Source organism: Pantoea sp. BJ2 (genome assembly GCF_040255075.1).
Classification (GTDB): Bacteria; Pseudomonadota; Gammaproteobacteria; order Enterobacterales; family Enterobacteriaceae; genus Pantoea; species Pantoea leporis.
In genome coordinates, this window is the sequence record NZ_CP158292.1 from 1,727,683 (window position 1) to 1,744,309 (window position 16,627).

12 protein-coding genes are annotated in these 16,627 nt (G+C 55.9%); 8 read left to right on the top strand and 4 right to left on the bottom strand.

What is annotated here, in order from left to right; all coding sequences use genetic code 11:
* Position 1 precedes the first annotated feature (1 nt).
* The gene (locus AAF463_RS07955; protein WP_350261825.1) at positions 2-1,879 is read right to left on the bottom strand and encodes an amidohydrolase; all 1,878 of its coding nucleotides are present in this window, start codon (positions 1,877-1,879) and stop codon (positions 2-4) included.
* Between the two features lie 196 nt (positions 1,880-2,075).
* On the opposite strand from AAF463_RS07955, the gene AAF463_RS07960 reads away from it, so the two are divergent.
* The 5 genes from AAF463_RS07960 to AAF463_RS07980 are packed head-to-tail and all read left to right on the top strand — an operon-like array spanning position 2,076 to position 9,296.
* A complete protein-coding gene (locus AAF463_RS07960) occupies positions 2,076-2,768 on the top strand; it encodes a hydrolase (protein WP_101760759.1) in 693 nt (230 codons plus the stop codon).
* Positions 2,769-2,822: 54 nt separating this feature from the next.
* Positions 2,823-3,065 (top strand): DUF1427 family protein, encoded by a 243-nt coding sequence (locus AAF463_RS07965; RefSeq protein WP_192413577.1) that lies wholly within the window; start codon positions 2,823-2,825, stop codon positions 3,063-3,065.
* Positions 3,066-3,067: 2 nt separating this feature from the next.
* On the top strand, positions 3,068-3,319 hold the full coding sequence (locus tag AAF463_RS07970) for a XapX domain-containing protein (RefSeq protein ID WP_110865979.1): 252 nt from the start codon (positions 3,068-3,070) through the stop codon (positions 3,317-3,319).
* A gap of 41 nt (positions 3,320-3,360) precedes the next feature.
* The gene (locus AAF463_RS07975; RefSeq protein WP_137385632.1) at positions 3,361-3,747 is read left to right on the top strand and encodes a response regulator; all 387 of its coding nucleotides are present in this window, start codon (positions 3,361-3,363) and stop codon (positions 3,745-3,747) included.
* The gene (locus tag AAF463_RS07980) at positions 3,744-9,296 is read left to right on the top strand and encodes an AAA family ATPase (RefSeq protein ID WP_350261826.1); all 5,553 of its coding nucleotides are present in this window, start codon (positions 3,744-3,746) and stop codon (positions 9,294-9,296) included. The genes AAF463_RS07975 and AAF463_RS07980 overlap by 4 nt, the downstream gene beginning before the upstream one ends.
* 66 nt (positions 9,297-9,362) lie before the next feature.
* Here the strand turns inward: AAF463_RS07980 and AAF463_RS07985 are convergent, their stop codons facing one another.
* Complete coding sequence (locus AAF463_RS07985; protein WP_350261827.1) at positions 9,363-9,977, bottom strand: response regulator; 615 nt, start codon at positions 9,975-9,977, stop codon at positions 9,363-9,365.
* Positions 9,978-10,167: 190 nt separating this feature from the next.
* Positions 10,168-10,560, bottom strand: a complete 393-nt coding sequence (locus tag AAF463_RS07990) for a NirD/YgiW/YdeI family stress tolerance protein (RefSeq protein WP_350261828.1) — start codon at positions 10,558-10,560, stop codon at positions 10,168-10,170.
* 222 nt (positions 10,561-10,782) lie between these two features.
* On the opposite strand from AAF463_RS07990, the gene AAF463_RS07995 reads away from it, so the two are divergent.
* From AAF463_RS07995 to AAF463_RS08005, 3 genes are all read left to right on the top strand, one after another.
* Positions 10,783-11,916 (top strand): glutathione-independent formaldehyde dehydrogenase, encoded by a 1,134-nt coding sequence (locus AAF463_RS07995; protein WP_101760752.1) that lies wholly within the window; start codon positions 10,783-10,785, stop codon positions 11,914-11,916.
* Between the two features lie 269 nt (positions 11,917-12,185).
* Entirely contained in the window at positions 12,186-14,450 is a 2,265-nt protein-coding gene (katE, locus tag AAF463_RS08000; protein WP_350261829.1) for a catalase HPII, read from the top strand.
* A gap of 270 nt (positions 14,451-14,720) precedes the next feature.
* Complete coding sequence (locus AAF463_RS08005) at positions 14,721-16,280, top strand: sensor domain-containing diguanylate cyclase (RefSeq protein WP_350261830.1); 1,560 nt, start codon at positions 14,721-14,723, stop codon at positions 16,278-16,280.
* 5 nt (positions 16,281-16,285) lie between these two features.
* Here AAF463_RS08005 and AAF463_RS08010 read toward each other — a convergent pair whose 3' ends face one another.
* Positions 16,286-16,537 carry a hypothetical protein gene (locus AAF463_RS08010; RefSeq protein WP_101760749.1) on the bottom strand — a complete coding sequence of 84 codons (252 nt, stop codon included), beginning with the start codon at positions 16,535-16,537 and terminating at the stop codon, positions 16,286-16,288.
* Between the last annotated feature and the right edge of the window lie 90 nt (positions 16,538-16,627).

Consider the following 16,627-nt stretch of genomic DNA (forward strand, 5'->3'; position numbering starts at 1 on the left):
TTTAGAAGGCGAAGCAGCTGCAGCCGAGCGCGCCCCAAAAGGCGTTCTCTTCCGAAACCGGCAGGTTGGCGCCGCGCGCAATCTCGTGGGAATGCGTATGCACGCCGCACGGGCCGCTACAGTGATGCGCTTGCTGCATCATGCCCACGCGTGTGGTGGCGGTCGGTGGCGCACTGCGATAGTGGCCGGGAACCTTGACCACCGGCGACCACTCCGGCAGCACCGGAATGAGGGGCGGCGCTTCCGAGCTGAAAGCGCCGGCGGCATAAACGATATTTCCGTCCACCACCGTCAGCACCGACTCAATGCCTTTGATCTCCTCTTCAGGCACGCTGAAGTAGTCTTTGCTCAGCACCACCATATCGGCCAGCTGACCGCTTTTAATCTGACCTTTTTTACCTTGCTCGCTGGAGAACCAGGCGCTGCCCTGCGTCCACAACATCAGCGCCGTATCACGATCGAGGCGCGCGTTGACGTCGTACATCTGCATGCCGCCCACAGTGCGTCCCGATACCAGCCAGTAAAGCGCGGTCCACGGGTTATAACTGGCCACGCGCGTCGCATCGGTTCCTAAACCCACCGGCACGCCGGTCTCCAGCATGCGCGCCACCGGCGGTGTATGGCGAGTGGCCTCAATGCCGTAACGCTCGGCAAAGTACTCGCCCTGGAACGCCATGCGATGCTGTACGGCAATGCCGCCGCCCAGCTCTTTGATGCGGTCAAGGTTACGCTGCGTCACGGTTTCGGCGTGATCGAAGAACCAGTGCAGGCCGTTGAACGGAATGTCGCGGTTCACTTTTTCAAACACATCCAGCATGCGGCTGATCGATTCATCGTAAGTGGCGTGCAGGCGGAACGGCCAGCGATGTTCCACCAGATGACGCACCACACGCTCCAGCTCATCTTCCATGCCGGGCGCCAGATCCGGACGCGGTTCGAGGAAATCTTCAAAATCGGCGGCGGAAAACACCAGCATTTCACCGGCACCGTTGTGACGGAAATAGTCGCTGCCCTGGCCCGGCGTCAGCATGTCGGTCCACTTCTCGAAATCTTCCAGCTCGTGGCCCGGACGTTGGGTAAACAGGTTGTAGGCGATACGCAGCGTCATCTGCTTTTTCTCATGCAGCTCGGCAATGACTTCGTAATCTTCGGGATAGTTCTGGAAACCGCCGCCTGCATCAATCGCGCTGGTCAGGCCCAGACGGTTCAACTCGCGCATAAACTGGCGGGTGGAATTGACCTGCTGCTCCAGCGGCAGTTTTGGCCCTTTCGCCAGCGTGGCGTAGAGGATCATGGCATTAGGGCGCGCAATCAGCATGCCGGTCGGGTTGCCATTGCTGTCACGCTGGATCTCGCCGCCCGGCGGATTGGGCGTGTCTTTGGTGTAGCCGACGACCTTCAACGCGGCGCGGTTGAGCAAGGCGCGATCGTACAGATGCAGGATAAACACCGGCGTATTGGGCGCGGCTTCGTTGATCTCATCCAGCGTCGGCATGCGACGCTCGGCAAACTGAAACTCGGTCCAGCCGCCTACCACGCGCACCCACTGGGGTGACGGCGTGCGCAGCGCCTGTTCTCTCAGCATCCGCAACGCATCGGCGATCGAGGGCACGCCTTCCCAGCGCAGTTCGAGGTTGTAATTCAGGCCGCCGCGGATCAGGTGCAGGTGGGAATCATTCAGGCCGGGAATGGCGGTATGGCCTTTGAGGTCAATCACTTTGGTGCCTTCGCAGTGATGCTGCATCACGTCGGCCAGGCTGCCCACTTCGAGAAATTTGCCATCGCGCATCGCCACGGCCTCGGCAATTGGGTTGCCGCGATCGACGGTATGAAATCGCCCATTGGTCAAAATGATGTCTGCTTTGCCTAACGTAACCATAAAATCTCCTGAATAAGAGGTCCTGCCAATTTCGCAGGTGAAATACTGGGTGGGATTATGTTCAGGCGGTGCGGAAAGCGTCTAGTTATACAAAAGGATAGGTATACCTTCGTATAGTTATACCTATAGATAATGGTTCGTGTGCCCAAAGGTTCTTACACTGCGCCCAGACATTCACCTCAATGGGCATACAAAAATGACAACCAGTAAATTAGAAGTACTGACGCCGCACAACTGCCAGATCATCTTCATTGACCAGCAGCCGCAAATGGCATTTGGCGTGCAGTCCATCGACCGTCAGGTATTGAAAAATAACGTGGTCGCGTTGGCAAAAGCGGCGAAGGTGTTCAACATTCCTACCGTACTGACCACGGTGGAGACCGAGAGCTTCTCAGGTAACACCTTCCCGGAGCTGCTGGATGTGTTCCCCGGCCAGGACATTCTTGAGCGTACCTCGATGAACTCGTGGGATGACCAGAAAGTGCGTGATGCGCTGGCGGCCAACGGTAAGAAGAAAATTGTGGTTTCCGGTCTGTGGACCGAAGTGTGTAACAACACCTTCGCGCTGTGCGCCATGCTGGAAGGCGACTATGAGATCTACATGGTGGCTGACGCCTCCGGCGGCACCACCAAAGAAGCGCACGACTATGCCATGCAGCGCATGATTCAGGCGGGCGTGATCCCGGTGACCTGGCAGCAGGTGATGCTGGAGTGGCAGCGCGACTGGGCGCACAAAGAGACCTACAACGCGGTGATGGATATCGCGAAAGAGCACTCCGGTGCTTACGGCATCGGCGTTGATTACGCTTACACCATGGTGCACAAAGCGCCATCGCGTCAGAAGAGCGAGCATCGCACGCTGGCACCGGTTGCTGCGCCCGTACGCTAAATCGTCACCCAGGCGAGCGCTTACGGGCTCGCCTTTCTTTTTCAAGGAGGACCGGTGAGTCCTTTACTGATTTCTCTGGCGGCGGGTGTGTTTATCGGCCTGATTTACGCCTTGCTCAACGTGCGATCGCCGGCGCCGCCCGCCGTGGCGCTGGTGGGCTTGCTGGGCATGATTGTGGGCAGTTCGCTGGGTGGAAAATTGACGCATCCCGTAGCGCCCGTCGATAAAACCTCACGCGCGATGGCCGCTGACAGGCCGCTACCTCCCGCCATGCTCACCGCAAAACAGGCGGGTTGAACATGCTGAAAACCTATGCGATATCGCTCTCGGTCGGTATTTTAGTCGGCATCATTTATGCCGTTATCGACGTCAATTCCCCAGCGCCGCCCGTGATTGCGCTGCTTGGTCTGTTTGGTATGCTGGTCGGCGAACAGATTATCCCGCTGTGCAAGCGCCTGATAAACCGTCAACCGGTCACGCTGGCCTGGTTTCGTCATGAGTGTGTGCCTAAAATCAGCGGCACGCCGCCATCGAGTGACAAAACCTCCTGAGGACGCGCCGCAGGCAGTGAATAATAATGAAGGAACACAGCATGCAGCTGTCGCAGCGCATTGTCGTTGTTGATGATGAACGATCGGTTCGCAGTGGTTTGAGCAATCTGCTTCAGTCGGAAGGATACGCAACGCAGGCATTTGAGTCGGCTGAAGCGCTATTAGCGGACGAGACGGCGCTAAATGACGCTGCGCTGTTTATTATTGATGTTGAGCTCAAAGGCATGTCGGGCTTTGAGTTGTTCCGTGCGCTGGTACAGCGTCGCGAGAACCCATCCGGAATTATCATCTCCGGCAAGGGCGATGAGAATATGCTCTGGTATGCCATCCATCTAGGCGCGATCACCTTTATGCGAAAGCCCATTGATATCGACCTGCTGTTTGAACATATCCGTCTGGCGTTTTCCTCCCAGGCAGCGCGCCAATGAGCACGCTTTTCCTGTCGTTAAATATCGCGGATGACGCGGCGCTGGTGCTGGCGGATGACATCGTTTTCACCCCGCTGGCGCAGGAAGGGCAGGTTGAGTGGATCGAATGCCGTCACCCGATCTCCGATGAACGCTTCGTGCTGGCCACGGCGGCGGCCGAAGAGGCGGAGTTTCCGGTAACGCAACTGCTGAAAAATGAGTATGCGCTGCGCGCCTTATTAGCAGAAAGCTGGGCGCTAAAACCGCTGCGCCACACGTTATATCAGGGGCGCTACGCCCTGATTTATCCCGCGTTTCGCTACCAAACCCTGGCGGATTATCTGCGCCTGCCAGCGGGTAAAATTCAGAAGTTTATCAGCTGCGCCGTGCTGCTGTGTAATGCGCTCAGCAAGCTGCATCAGCAAGGTTTGGTGCACGGCGACATCAAACCGGCCAATTTCTTCTTTACCGATCAAGGCGACGTGGTGCTGGGCGGCTTTGGCCTGGCGTTTATCGAAGCGGACTCACAGCAGCCGCTGCGCGCCTCTGTGACCGGCGGCACGCTGGCCTACATGTCGCCCGAGCATACCTCGCGCACCGCGCACGCGGTCAGCCGGGTCAGCGATCTCTACAGTCTGGGCATCGTGCTTTACGAATTACTCACCGGCAAGCTTCCCTATGGCAGCGCGGAAGGGGGCGCGGCTGAATGGGTGCACCATCACATTGCCTCCGAAGCGCTGCCGCCGCACCGGCTGCGCAAAGATGTGCCGCTGGTACTCTCATCCCTCATTTTACGCCTGCTAACCAAATCGCCGGAGCAGCGTTATCAAACCGTCGAAGGGGTGCTGGCCGATCTGCGCCGCTGTGAATCCAACCTGATGCCTGACGGCGTAGTTGAATCCTTCGCACAGGATGTGCCAACCACAACGCTGTTATCCGATGTGCTGTACAGCGACCATGCTCAGGCCAGCGAGATGCTGGCGGCGTTTGATGAGGTGTGCAGCAGCGGGAAACACTGCATGGTGGCGATTAGCGGCGCGTCCGGTGCCGGAAAATCGGCGCTGATGGCCTCGGCGCTTAAAATCCTGCGGGAAAAAAACGCGCTGCTGACGGTGACCAAAGCCGACCAGCACTCGCCCATTTTGCCCTACGCGGTATTTACCTCGGCGTTTCGATCGCTGACGCTGCATCTGCTCGGGTTGCCCGCCGAAGAGCTGGCGCGCTGGAAAACACACATTGCGCGCCAACTGGGGAATTATGTTGGGCTGGCCGTTAATCTGGTGCCCGAACTGGGCATCTTGCTCAACCACAAAGCCAGTGTGCAGGCGGATGCACGCTCGTTAGATGCACGCAATCGCCTGAATCTGGTGGCCTGCAGCCTGGTGAAAGCCTTTACGGTGCCGGGGCGGCCGCTGATCCTGCTGATTGATGACGTGCACTGGGCCGATCAGGCGACCTTGCAGCTGCTACAGAATTTGCTGCGCTCCAGCGACGATATTCCCTTATTGCTGGTGATTTCTCATCGCGATCGCGCCTCGTTGCCCTGTCCGACGGTGGTCGCCAGCCTGGAGCGCATTCGTGCGGCGGCCACGCGCATTGTGGATATCACGCCCGAGCCGCTGTCGGTGAAAAATATCGCCAGCTGGCTGGCCGGCATTTTTCACACGCGCAGCGCGGAGACCACCGAGCTGGCGCAGATCATCCATGAAAAAACCGCCGGGAATCCGCTCGCCACGCGTGAGTTTTACCGCCAGGCGGTGCGCGATCACCACATCACACACGCTGCATCCCATAAATGGACCTACAATCCGCACGCGTTGAGAAACTGCCATTACACCGCGAACGTTGCCGCCAGCGTGCTGCAGCAGCTGCAGTTGCTCGCGCTGCCGCTGCGCCAACTGCTGGGCCGATTGGCCTGCATCGGCAGTAGCGGCGATCTGCCGGTGTTGGCCGGCATCCTCGATACGGCGCTTAGCGCCCTTCGCGCCACGCTGCGCCCTGCGGCTGAGGCCCGGCTGATCTCGCTGACCGATGACAGCTACACCTTTATGCATGACAGCATGCATGAGGCCGCGCTGAAGTTGCTTTCGTCGGCGGCAAAAGATGATTTTCACTTTGCCGCTGCGCGCTATTACATGCAGGCCGCGCGCCAGGATAACGCGCATGCGCTGCTGTTCAGTGCCGCGCATCACACCATCACGTTGCAAAACCGCGCACTTTTAGCGCCTGATGCCGCTGCGTTTAGTCTGCTGTTATTAAACGCCACCCGACGCGCGAAAATTATGGGCGATTACGCTTCCGCGCTGCGTTTCTTACACGCTGCCCGAGCGCTCAACGCAGCGTCAGGCGCGGAGGAGAGCGGCACGTTTTTGTTTGAGCAAGCGGAGTGTGAGTTTTTAAACGGCAACTTATCGGGCGCGCTGGCGTTGAGCTCTGAGATTCTCGCCACGCCCGGTGTGGTCACCGATAAAGCCGAAGCGGCGACGCTGATTGCTGAAATTCATATGCGTCAGTCCGACAGCCAGCTGGCGCTGGAAACCGCGCTGGCCTGGCTGGCGGTGTTTGACATTCATCTGCAGCGCTATCCGGATAAAGCCGAGTGCGATGTCGCCAGGCAACGGTTGAAAAAAGAGGTTGGCAAAAATCCCTACACGCGCTTCCGTTCCCTGGCGCGAGTGACCTGCCATAAAACCGAAGCGGTGATGAATCTGATGGCCAGCGCCAGCACCTTCGCCGCTTTTATCAGCCCACGGCTGCAGTTCATTATCCTGTGCAAACTTCTGCATCTGACGATGGAGAAGGGCATTAGCGGTGCCTCCACGCTGGCGCTTGCCTGGTACGGCGTGGTGTGTGGCGATCAGTTCGACGAATACAGCCGTGGATTCGCCAGCGCGCTGCTGGCCCGTGAGCTGGTGTATAAGCACGACTTCGTTAGCTACAAAGCGCGCACGCTGATGCCGCTGGACCAGGTGAGCGTCTGGACCATGCCACTCAGTTACGCCATTGAGTGCGCTAAAGCGACTTTTGATGTGGCGGTTGATATTGGCGATCGCACGTCGGCGTGTCTGGCGCTGCGTCATCTCACCATGAATTGCCTGGCGCGCGGTGACCATCTTGATGGCGTGCATACTTCGATCATGCGCGGCATGGTCTATGTGCGCAAAGCGCAGTATCGCGATGTGGAAGTGATACTCGGCATGCAGTTGGATTACGTGATGTTCCTGCGTAAGCCAGCCGGTGAGACCTTGTCCGGCGATGATTTCCATGCGCCCGCGCTAAATGCGGTGCAACCCGAATACGCCATTGAACCGCTGTTTTTAATGCAGTTCTGGACGCGGCTGTATAAAGGCATGGCGCACTTCTTTGCCGGTGAGTATGCCGCCGCCCAGCGCCAGTTCAGCGACGCCGCACCGCTCACAGACGTGATTCCCGGCCATGTGCATATGCTGGATTTCCATCTCTACAGCGCGCTTTCACTCAGTATACCGCTGCAACCGAATGAGCTTGATGCCACGCAGCGGCAGCAACTGCAGCGCCATCTTGAAAGAATCATCACCTGGGCAACGGAGAACCCCGGCACCTTCGCCGACAAAGAGGCGCTACTGCGCGCCGAACTACTCAGGCTGGAGGATAACAGCGGCGCGGCGCTGGAGCAGTTTGAAAAAGCCATTGAGCTGTCGCGTAAAGGGCAGTTTCATCCGATCAACGCTCTGGCATGCGAACTGGCTGCGCGCTGCGCCAGTGCGCGCGGCATGGCGTTCGCCGCCGAGGGCTACATCAAAGGCGCGCTTGCCGCCTGGGATCGCTGGGGCGCGGGCGCCAAGGTGCGTCAGCTTGAAATACACTATCCGCATCTGGTGGCGCACCCGCCGCAGAGCGCGTTAAACACCGTGACCTTTGAGCAGAGCGCGGTGATCAGCGACCTGCAAAGCCTGGTCACGGCGATGCGCGCATTGACCGAAGAGATCAATCTTGATCGGCTGATCCATATTTTGATGATGATGTTGGTGGAGCGCGCCGGTGCGCAGCACTGTATTTTGATCCGCCTCATCGACGGCAATGTGCCGGAAATTCAGGCGCGCGCCTCCTCCACGGTGGAAGGCGTCAGAGTCAAAATCGTTAATGAACTGCCGGTGGCGACCGATTTGCCGCTGTCGATTCTCTCGGCGGTGATCCGCACCGGACAGGAAATCCGTACCGGTCGGCCGGAAGTGTTTAGCCCGTTTAGTCAGGATAACTATCTGGTCGCCTCTGGCGCGGCAGTGATGTGTGTGCCGATGTTCCGTCAGGCGCAAATGGTGGGCGTGCTCTATCTGGAAAACCGGCTGATGCCGGATGTTTTCACCGCGGAGCACTCGCGCATTGTCTCGATGTTAGGTGCGCAGGCTGCGGTTTCTCTGGAAACGGCGCGGCTGTATGCCGAGCTGGTGGAGGAGAACATCCAGCGGCGGAAAATTGAAAAACAGCTGCGTGCCAGCCAGACATCCCTGATGCTGGGTGAAAAAATCAGTAATACCGGTACCTGGCACTGGCATCTTGAGCCGGATATCCAGCTGATATCGGACGAATATAAACGCATCATGGGGCTGCCCGCCGGGCAGGTGAGCACCTCGATGGCCGAGTTTCAGCGGCGGGTGCATCCAGACGATCTTCAGTGCCTGAAAGCGCTGATTGAATCCAGCGTGGCGCATGGCGTGAGCATGCAGGCTGAATTTCGTATCATCCGTGATGACGGCGAATGCCGTTATATCAAAGGCATAGGTGAGCCGGTGGAGAACTGGCCGGATGTCGCCGAATATTTCGGCACGCTGACGGATATCACCGCGCAGCGTCAGTCCGAAGATGCCGCCAGAATTGCCCAGGCCGAGCTGGCTCGCGTGGCGCGCGCCACCACGGTAGGACAGCTGACCTCATCGATCGCCCATGAAATCAATCAGCCGCTGATGTCGATTGTGGCCAATGCTGGCGCCAGCCTACGCTGGTTGAAACGCGATCCGGCTCAGCTGGAGAAAGCCAGTGAAAGCATTGAGGAGATCATTAACGAAGGGCGGCGCGCTGGCGAAATTATTCGCGGCCTGCAGTCACTAACGCGCAATAATGTCGCGGAGTATGCATCGGCCAGGCTTCATCTGCTGGCGCGCGATATTTTAACCTTGTCGCGTCTGGAACTTGAGCGCCGCTCGGTGGCACTTGAACTGGATATTAAAGCGCCATGGGATGAGGTGTTTTGCGAGCGCGTACAGATTCAGCAGGTGCTGCTGAATCTGGTGATTAATGCCATTGAGGCGATGGCGGATAATGGCGGAGCGCGTATTTTGCGGCTCTCATCCTGCAATCCTGACGCGAATCATATTCGTATAGAGGTGGCCGACAACGGCAGCGGATTATCGGCAGAAGTTATCGGCAAGATATTCGACTCTTTCTACACCACCAAAGCGGAAGGAATGGGAATGGGCCTGACCATCAGTAACGAAATCATCAAACGTCATGGTGGTGTGCTGAGTGCGGAAAACCGCCCACAGGGTGGCAGCGTATTCAGTTTTACCCTGCCATTAAATCTGGGGAAATAGTTTATCTGATCCTCCCGCGCTATTTCGCGGGAGGAAAATCGGACCGTTATCACTATAACGCGCGCGTTATTCATCTTGCAGTAAATGAAGTTTCTCAGCGGCTCTGACTAATTCTGATACTGAACGCACCGCCATTTTTTCCATTACGCGGCGTTTATGCACTTTTGCCGTAATTTCACTGATGCCCATTTCGGCGGCAATCTGCTTATTTAATAAACCGCGAATGACAAGCAGCATCAATTCCATTTCCCGTGGCGTTAAAGAGTGATAACGCCCGGTGAGGATAACTCTTTCCTGTGCGAGTGCTGCGCTTTTTTCGGCCAGCGCCATGGCAGCGGATACCACTTGTATCAGGTCATCCGGCATCACCGGCTTGGTGAGAAACTCAAAGGCACCGGCCTTCATCGCGCGGACCGTCAGAGGAATGGTGCCAAAGCCGGTGAGGAAAATGGTGGGAATGGTGTATCCGCGTGCGGTGAGATCCTGCGAGACATCAAAGCCGTCGCGGCCCGGCATATTCATATCGACAATTAAACAGCTCGGGGTGCGGTAATGCGGCTGATGTAAAAATTCAGCGGGGGAGGTAAAGGTCGAAATCAGGTAGCCTTCTGAGCTCAGAAGATTTTGCAGCGCGTTGATGACAGCGGGGTCATCGTCAACAATATAAATCGTTCTATCCATAAAAACTCATTCAGACTCTTACGAATTCTATTCACTACATGCGCGCTAATATACCCACAAAATAGTGCTGAAGGAATGGCGAAAAACGTATATGTGAATGTGATTATCTACTGCGCTGTCAGGCCTAAAAAGGGTGAGGATGAAAAGCCATGCACTCACCCGCTATTCTTAAGGTAATAAATGCGTAACCTTAAGGTTCTTCAATTCGCGATACCCTCAAGGTGGTTTGTTCGCCACGCCCATACACTTTTCCACTCACGCGAACTTTATCACTGGCTGAATAGGTTTTCTCTTTGAAGGCCGGCTTCTCAGCATTAATGATAATCGTGCCGGTATCATCGCGGAATTTGTAGCTATCACCTTTCAGCTTTTCAATAATATGGCCTTCGAGCGTGACATAGCCGCCCTGACGGAAATCACGAATACGTGAAATCGGGGTTTGTGCGGTGTCTTCCGATCCTTTATAACCGGCATCCTGATTCTTCTGCGGCGGTGCTGTTTCACCTGATTGGTATCCGCCTTCCGCTGCGCTCACGCCAACGCTGAACATCATCATTACTGAAGCTAAAACAACCTGTTTCATACGCTCTCCATAGATTTTCCTGCTGACACGGTGTTAAGTCTGGCACAAATATGCGCGACTGCACGACAAACGCAGCGGTAATTGAAAAAAGCACAACTGACTTATTTATGCCAGGGTATGTAGACGCGGTTTTTATTTCTTTGGCTAAGCGCGACGTTAAATTAGCGCCGTGCTTATCTGCTCATTCGAATTAAGAGTGCTAGCCACTCAGGAAAATAAATCATGAAAGCTATCGTCTATAACGGGCCTTTTGATGTCTCGGTTAAAAATGTTCCTGATGCAAAAATTGTGCGTCCTACCGATGCGCTTATTCGTATTACCACCACCAATATTTGCGGTTCCGATTTACATATGTACGAGGGGCGCACCAGCTTTGAACAGGGGCGCATCTTTGGTCATGAAAACCTTGGCGAAGTGGTGGAGGTGGGGAGTGGCGTCGAGCGACTTAAGGTTGGCGATTACGTATGTATGCCGTTCAACGTCGGCTGTGGTTTCTGTGAAAATTGTGAGAGAGGGTTAACCGGTTTCTGTCTGACCGCCAACCCCGGCACCGCAGGTGCGGCCTACGGCTTTGCTGAAATGGGTGAGTGGGAAGGCGGTCAGGCCGAGCTGCTGCGCGTGCCGTTTGCCGATTTTAACTGTTTACTGCTGCCACCGGATGCGGTGGAGAAAGAGGAAGATTATGTGATGCTGTCAGACATTTTCCCCACCGGCTGGCATGCAACCGAGTTGGCAGGCCTGCGACCGGGCGATAGCGTCGCCATCTACGGTGCGGGCCCGGTAGGCTTGATGGCCGCGCATTCGGCGATCATCAAAGGCGCGTCGCAGGTGTTTGTGGTGGATACGCACCCCGATCGCCTGGCGCTGGCGGAGCAGATGGGCGCAACGGGCATCAATGCCGTGGGCGACGCAGCGGTGCAGCAAATCCTTGATCTGACGGATGGACGCGGCACGGATTGCGGTTGTGAATGCGTGGGTTATCAATGTTGTAATCAGCATGGACACGAAGATAACAGCGCCACCATGAACAGCCTGGTCGCCTCCACCAAAGCCACCGGCGGCATTGGCGTGGTGGGCGTGTTTATCCCGCAGGATCCCGGCGCGGCCAGCGAGTTAGCCAAAGTGGGTAAAATGCCGTTCGATTTCGGCAGCTTCTGGTTTAAAGGGCAGTCGATCCGTACCGGCCAGGCCAACGTCAAAGCCTATAACCGCCAGCTCGCGCGATTGATTGCCACCGACAAAGCGCATCCGGCGAGCATTATTTCTCATCGACTGTCGCTGGCCGAAGGCCCCGAAGCGTACCGCCATTTCGACGATCGTGATGCGGGCTGGACCAAGGTGATTTTGAAACCTTAACGCATTCATAGCGCCTGTTATGCCGCATGATATTTTTGGTCGCCATTAATGGCGACCCTGAGGAGGGTGCGAAAATAATTAAAATAAAGCGCAACGGTATTTATCAGGATTAATCTTATTAATAAACCATTAAAGCTACCCTTTGGTTAAAATATCCTCTCTTTACATTCTCCTCATTAATCTCTTTAAACATCATTTCTAAACTAGGCGAAATATAAACGTTTTTATGCTCTACAGTTAATAGGGTCTTAACTGGAGGAGCATGTCACATGTCGAAAGATAAAAAAGAACAGAATTTAACCCACACCGCGCCGCACAAAGGGCCAGAAACCTCTGAGCCAGGATTAGGTGATTTAGCACCGCAAGGCGGTGGACATAAACCTGCCGCCGAACCGACGCCGCCGGGCAAACAACCCACCGCGCCCGGTAGCCTGAAAGCGCCCGAGACGCAAAATAGCAAGCTTGAGCAGCTTGATGAGTACCGCAAAAATGGCGAAAACGCCGACCTGACCACCAATCAGGGCACCCGTATTGCCAACGATCAGAACTCGCTGCGTGCCGGTTCACGTGGGCCCACGTTGCTTGAAGACTTCATCATGCGTGAAAAAATCACGCATTTTGACCATGAACGCATTCCTGAGCGTATCGTTCATGCGCGCGGTTCGGCGGCGCACGGCTATTTCCAGCCCTACCGCTCGCTGGAAAAACTGACCAAAGCAGGTTTCCTCAGCGATGCCGAAAAAATCACACCCGTCTTCGTGCGTTTCTCCACCGTGCAGGGTGGCGCAGGATCGGCTGACACCGTACGCGATATCCGTGGATTCGCCACCAAGTTCTATACCGATGAGGGCGTTTTTGATTTAGTCGGCAACAACACGCCAGTGTTTTTCATTCAGGATGCGCACAAATTCCCGGACTTCGTGCATGCGGTGAAACCCGAGCCGCACAACGAAATTCCGCAGGGGCAGAGCGCGCACGACACCTTCTGGGATTATGTGTCGCTGCAACCTGAAACGCTGCATAACGTCATCTGGGCGATGTCGGATCGCGGTATTCCGCGCAGCTACCGCACCATGGAAGGCTTTGGCATCCATACTTTCCGCCTGATTAACGCTGAGGGTAAAGCCACCTTCGTGCGTTTCCACTGGAAGCCGGTGGCGGGCAAAGCCTCGCTGCTGTGGGATGAAGCACAGAAGCTGACCGGCCGCGATCCCGATTTCCACCGTCGCGATCTGTGGGAAGCGATTGAAGCCGGCGATTTCCCGGAATATGAGCTCGGCCTGCAGCTGATCCCGGAAGAGGATGAGTTCAAATTCGATTTCGACATTCTCGATGCCACCAAACTGATCCCCGAAGAGCTGGTGCCGGTCGAACTGGTCGGCAAAATGGTGCTCAACCGTAATCCGGACAACTTCTTTGCCGAGACCGAACAGGTGGCGTTCCATCCGGGCCACATTGTGCCAGGGCTGGACTTCACCAACGATCCGCTGTTGCAGGGCCGTTTGTTCTCCTACACCGATACGCAAATCAGCCGTTTGGGTGGGCCGAACTTCCATGAGATCCCGATCAACCGTCCGGTTTGCCCGTACCACAATTTCCAGCGTCAGGGCATGCATCGCACGGAAATCGATACCAATCCGGCCAACTACGAACCGAACTCCATCAACAACAACTGGCCACGTGAAGTGCCGCCAGCGGCAAAAGAGGGCGGATTCGAGAGCTATCAGGAGCGGGTGGAAGGCAGCAAGGTGCGCGAGCGTAGCCCATCGTTTGGCGAATATTACTCGCAGCCACGGCTGTTTTGGCTGAGCCAGACGGCGGAAGAGCAGCAGCATATCATCGGCGCTTATTCGTTTGAGCTTAGCAAGGTAGCGCGTCCTTACATCCGCGAACGCGTGGTCGATCATCTGCTGCAGATTGACGTCACGCTGGCGCAGGCTGTGGCCACCAATCTGGGGCTGAAGCTGAGTGATGAGCAGCTCAACACCGTTCCGCCGAAAGAGGTCAACGGCCTGAAAAAAGATGACAGCCTGAGTCTGTATGCACAACCGAGCGGCGATATCAAAGGCCGTCAGGTGGCGTTACTGCTGAGTGACGGTGTGAAAGCCGCCGACGTGCTGGCGATTCTGCAGGCGCTGAAAGCGCAGGGCGTGCATGCCAAAATTCTGGCAGCGCACATGGGACAAGTGCTGGCGGATGATGGATCGGTGCTGCCGGTTGATGCCACCTTTACCGGTCTTCCTTCGCTGACCTTTGATGCGGTGATTGTGCCGGATGGCAATATCGATGCGTTGCTGCTGAGCGGTGATGCGCGCTACTTCCTGCTGGAAGCCTACAAGCATCTCAAAGCCATCGGTCTGAGCGGTGATGCACGCCGGTTTAAGGCGCAGTTTAACGTGCAGGACAATGAGGTCGAGGAAGGGCTGGTGGAAGATGTGAAAGCCGAGGGCACCTTTATGGCGGACTTCCTTTCTGTCATGGCATCCCATCGCGTCTGGTCGCGCAGCAAAAAAGCGCTGACCGTCGCAGCCTAATGCGCGGGGCGGAGTTGATTGCTCCGTCCCGTTTTCCCTGCATCTTAGGCAAAAAAAAAACCGCTCGTAGCGGGCTGGTCGAGATGCATACCGAAGTGATCGTGTAAACGCGTACTGTGTGTTGCTGCCACTCAATGTGGTGGAACCAGACTACAGTAATATTTCGCAACTGGTCATAGGAGTTATCGATGGCCCGAAAAATAACCGCATTCGTCCACTGATGCGTGGTTTACCTGCTTAACTCTGTTGGTGGGGAAGACAGAGGACAACATGCAGTTTAAAAGAAAAATGGATAAGCCGGTTTCTTCTGACGGCGGTTTACTGAAAAGCATTGTGCTCTCTGGACTGCTGCTGTTGATCACCGTAGCCAGTATGAGTATCTGGACCTTGCGTGAAGACTGGCTGGCGACCGTGCGTCAGACCCAGGAATCCGCGATGAATCTGGCGTTATCACAATCGCGTCAGGCGGAAGACACCTTCCTGCAGACCGAGCTTTCGCTACGCCAGGTACAGCGTGATCTGCAGCTACAGCTGGCAACGCGCATTCAGGGCGCTGACCTGAGTAATACCATGCGCGAATTACAGCGCCGCTTACCGCAGTTACACGGCTTGTTCTACTACGATCAAGATGGCAAGTGGATCGCCACCTCCGCCCAACGCGCACCCAACAATATCAATAATTCCGACCGTGAATACTTCACTTTTCAGCGCCATAACCGGCGCAACAGCGTGCATATCGGCCCGGTGATCAACAGCCGCAGCACCGGTGATTTGGTCATCCCCGTTTCGCTGCGCGTCAGTGATGCCAGCGGTGGCTTTAAGGGCGTGCTGCTGGCCACCATCAAGGTCGATTTTTTCCGTCGCTTCTACAGCTATTACGAACTCGGTGCGCGCGATGTGCTGGTGTTGATGCTGGCTGACAGCACGGTGCTGTATGCGCGTCCGATGCCTGACAGTTACATCGGCAAAAATCTCTCAGCCAGCCCGCTGTTTCAGGAAATGCTGGCGAAAATGGATCGCGGTAGCGGGCAGTGGAAATCGGTGCTGGATGGCCAGGCGCGGATCTTTGGTTTTGCGCGTTCCGATCGCTATCCGATTATCGTCGCCGCCGGTTACAACAGTGACGATCTGTTCCATGTGTGGGTTAACCGTCGGGCGCAGGATATTCTGCTCAGCATTATCCTGCTGCTGACCATCTTGCTGCTCGGTATTTTCCAGCTGCGTCAGGCGCGTAGCGTGTTGCGCTATCAGCAGGAATTGACTCAGCTGCGCGACGAACTGCACAGCGCCAACCTCGCCCTGAATCAACTCGCGCACGTTGATGGTTTAACCGGTCTGGCGAATCGAAGGGAGTTTGATCGTTTCCTGCATCAAGCGCTGGCCCACGCCGCCGCCAGCGGTAAACCGCTCACGCTGATCATGATGGATATCGATTTCTTCAAGCATTACAACGACACTTACGGCCATATCGCCGGGGATAAGTGCCTGAAAGCGATCGGTGAAGTATTAGCTGCCGTGGTTGCGCGGCGCTCCGATATCGCCGCGCGCTATGGTGGCGAGGAGTTTGCGCTGATCCTGCCTGATACCCCATTCAATGAGGGCATGACGATTGCGCATCGGGTGGTTGAGGCGGTGCGTATCAGGCAGCTTGCGCATATTTCTTCGCCCAAAGGGCAGGTGACGATCAGTGCCGGCTGCGCCACCACTGCGACGTCTGCCACCCTCAGTGCGGTAAAACTGCTGGAGTACGCCGATCACGCCTTGTACCGGGCAAAGCGTGAAGGGCGTGATGATGTGAAAGGGATTAATATAGATGAATCGCAAGCGTAATTGGCTTATTCCACGGCGGGCAGCTGGTATTTAATATATTGACGCAGCGCCTCGTGCATCTGGCTATTCCTTTCGTCCTCTAAGCCGCGCTCTTCATATTCTTTCGCCAGTTGAATAATCACCTCATCATATTTCCCTTTGAAGGTGATGTTATTTACCGCCACCTGCTTAATCATTAACTCGCGCAAGGCAGCGACTTCAATCTGCAGCTGGTTTACCGTTGCTTCCAGCTCGTTTACGCGTTCTTCATTCGACATAGGTTCTCCGGATGTTATTAAGCTGTGACCGTATCAGGGGCTGAATATCGCATTCGCATGCGTGTAATTCAAGCGTGAAGCGGTTACTTC

Bases quoted from the DNA above. Each gene is read 5' to 3' on its own strand.
- AAF463_RS08005 (WP_350261830.1), top strand. From the start codon at position 14,721: ATGCAGTTTAAAAGAAAAATGGATAAGCCGGTTTCTTCTGACGGCGGT.
- AAF463_RS07990 (WP_350261828.1), bottom strand. From the start codon at position 10,560: ATGAAACAGGTTGTTTTAGCTTCAGTAATGATGATGTTCAGCGTTGGC.
- AAF463_RS07985 (WP_350261827.1), bottom strand. From the start codon at position 9,977: ATGGATAGAACGATTTATATTGTTGACGATGACCCCGCTGTCATCAAC.
- AAF463_RS07955 (WP_350261825.1), bottom strand. From the start codon at position 1,879: ATGGTTACGTTAGGCAAAGCAGACATCATTTTGACCAATGGGCGATTT.
- AAF463_RS07980 (WP_350261826.1), top strand. From the start codon at position 3,744: ATGAGCACGCTTTTCCTGTCGTTAAATATCGCGGATGACGCGGCGCTG.
- katE (WP_350261829.1), top strand. From the start codon at position 12,186: ATGTCGAAAGATAAAAAAGAACAGAATTTAACCCACACCGCGCCGCAC.
- AAF463_RS07960 (WP_101760759.1), top strand. From the start codon at position 2,076: ATGACAACCAGTAAATTAGAAGTACTGACGCCGCACAACTGCCAGATC.
- AAF463_RS07970 (WP_110865979.1), top strand. From the start codon at position 3,068: ATGCTGAAAACCTATGCGATATCGCTCTCGGTCGGTATTTTAGTCGGC.
- AAF463_RS07975 (WP_137385632.1), top strand. From the start codon at position 3,361: ATGCAGCTGTCGCAGCGCATTGTCGTTGTTGATGATGAACGATCGGTT.
- AAF463_RS08010 (WP_101760749.1), bottom strand. From the start codon at position 16,537: ATGTCGAATGAAGAACGCGTAAACGAGCTGGAAGCAACGGTAAACCAG.
- AAF463_RS07995 (WP_101760752.1), top strand. From the start codon at position 10,783: ATGAAAGCTATCGTCTATAACGGGCCTTTTGATGTCTCGGTTAAAAAT.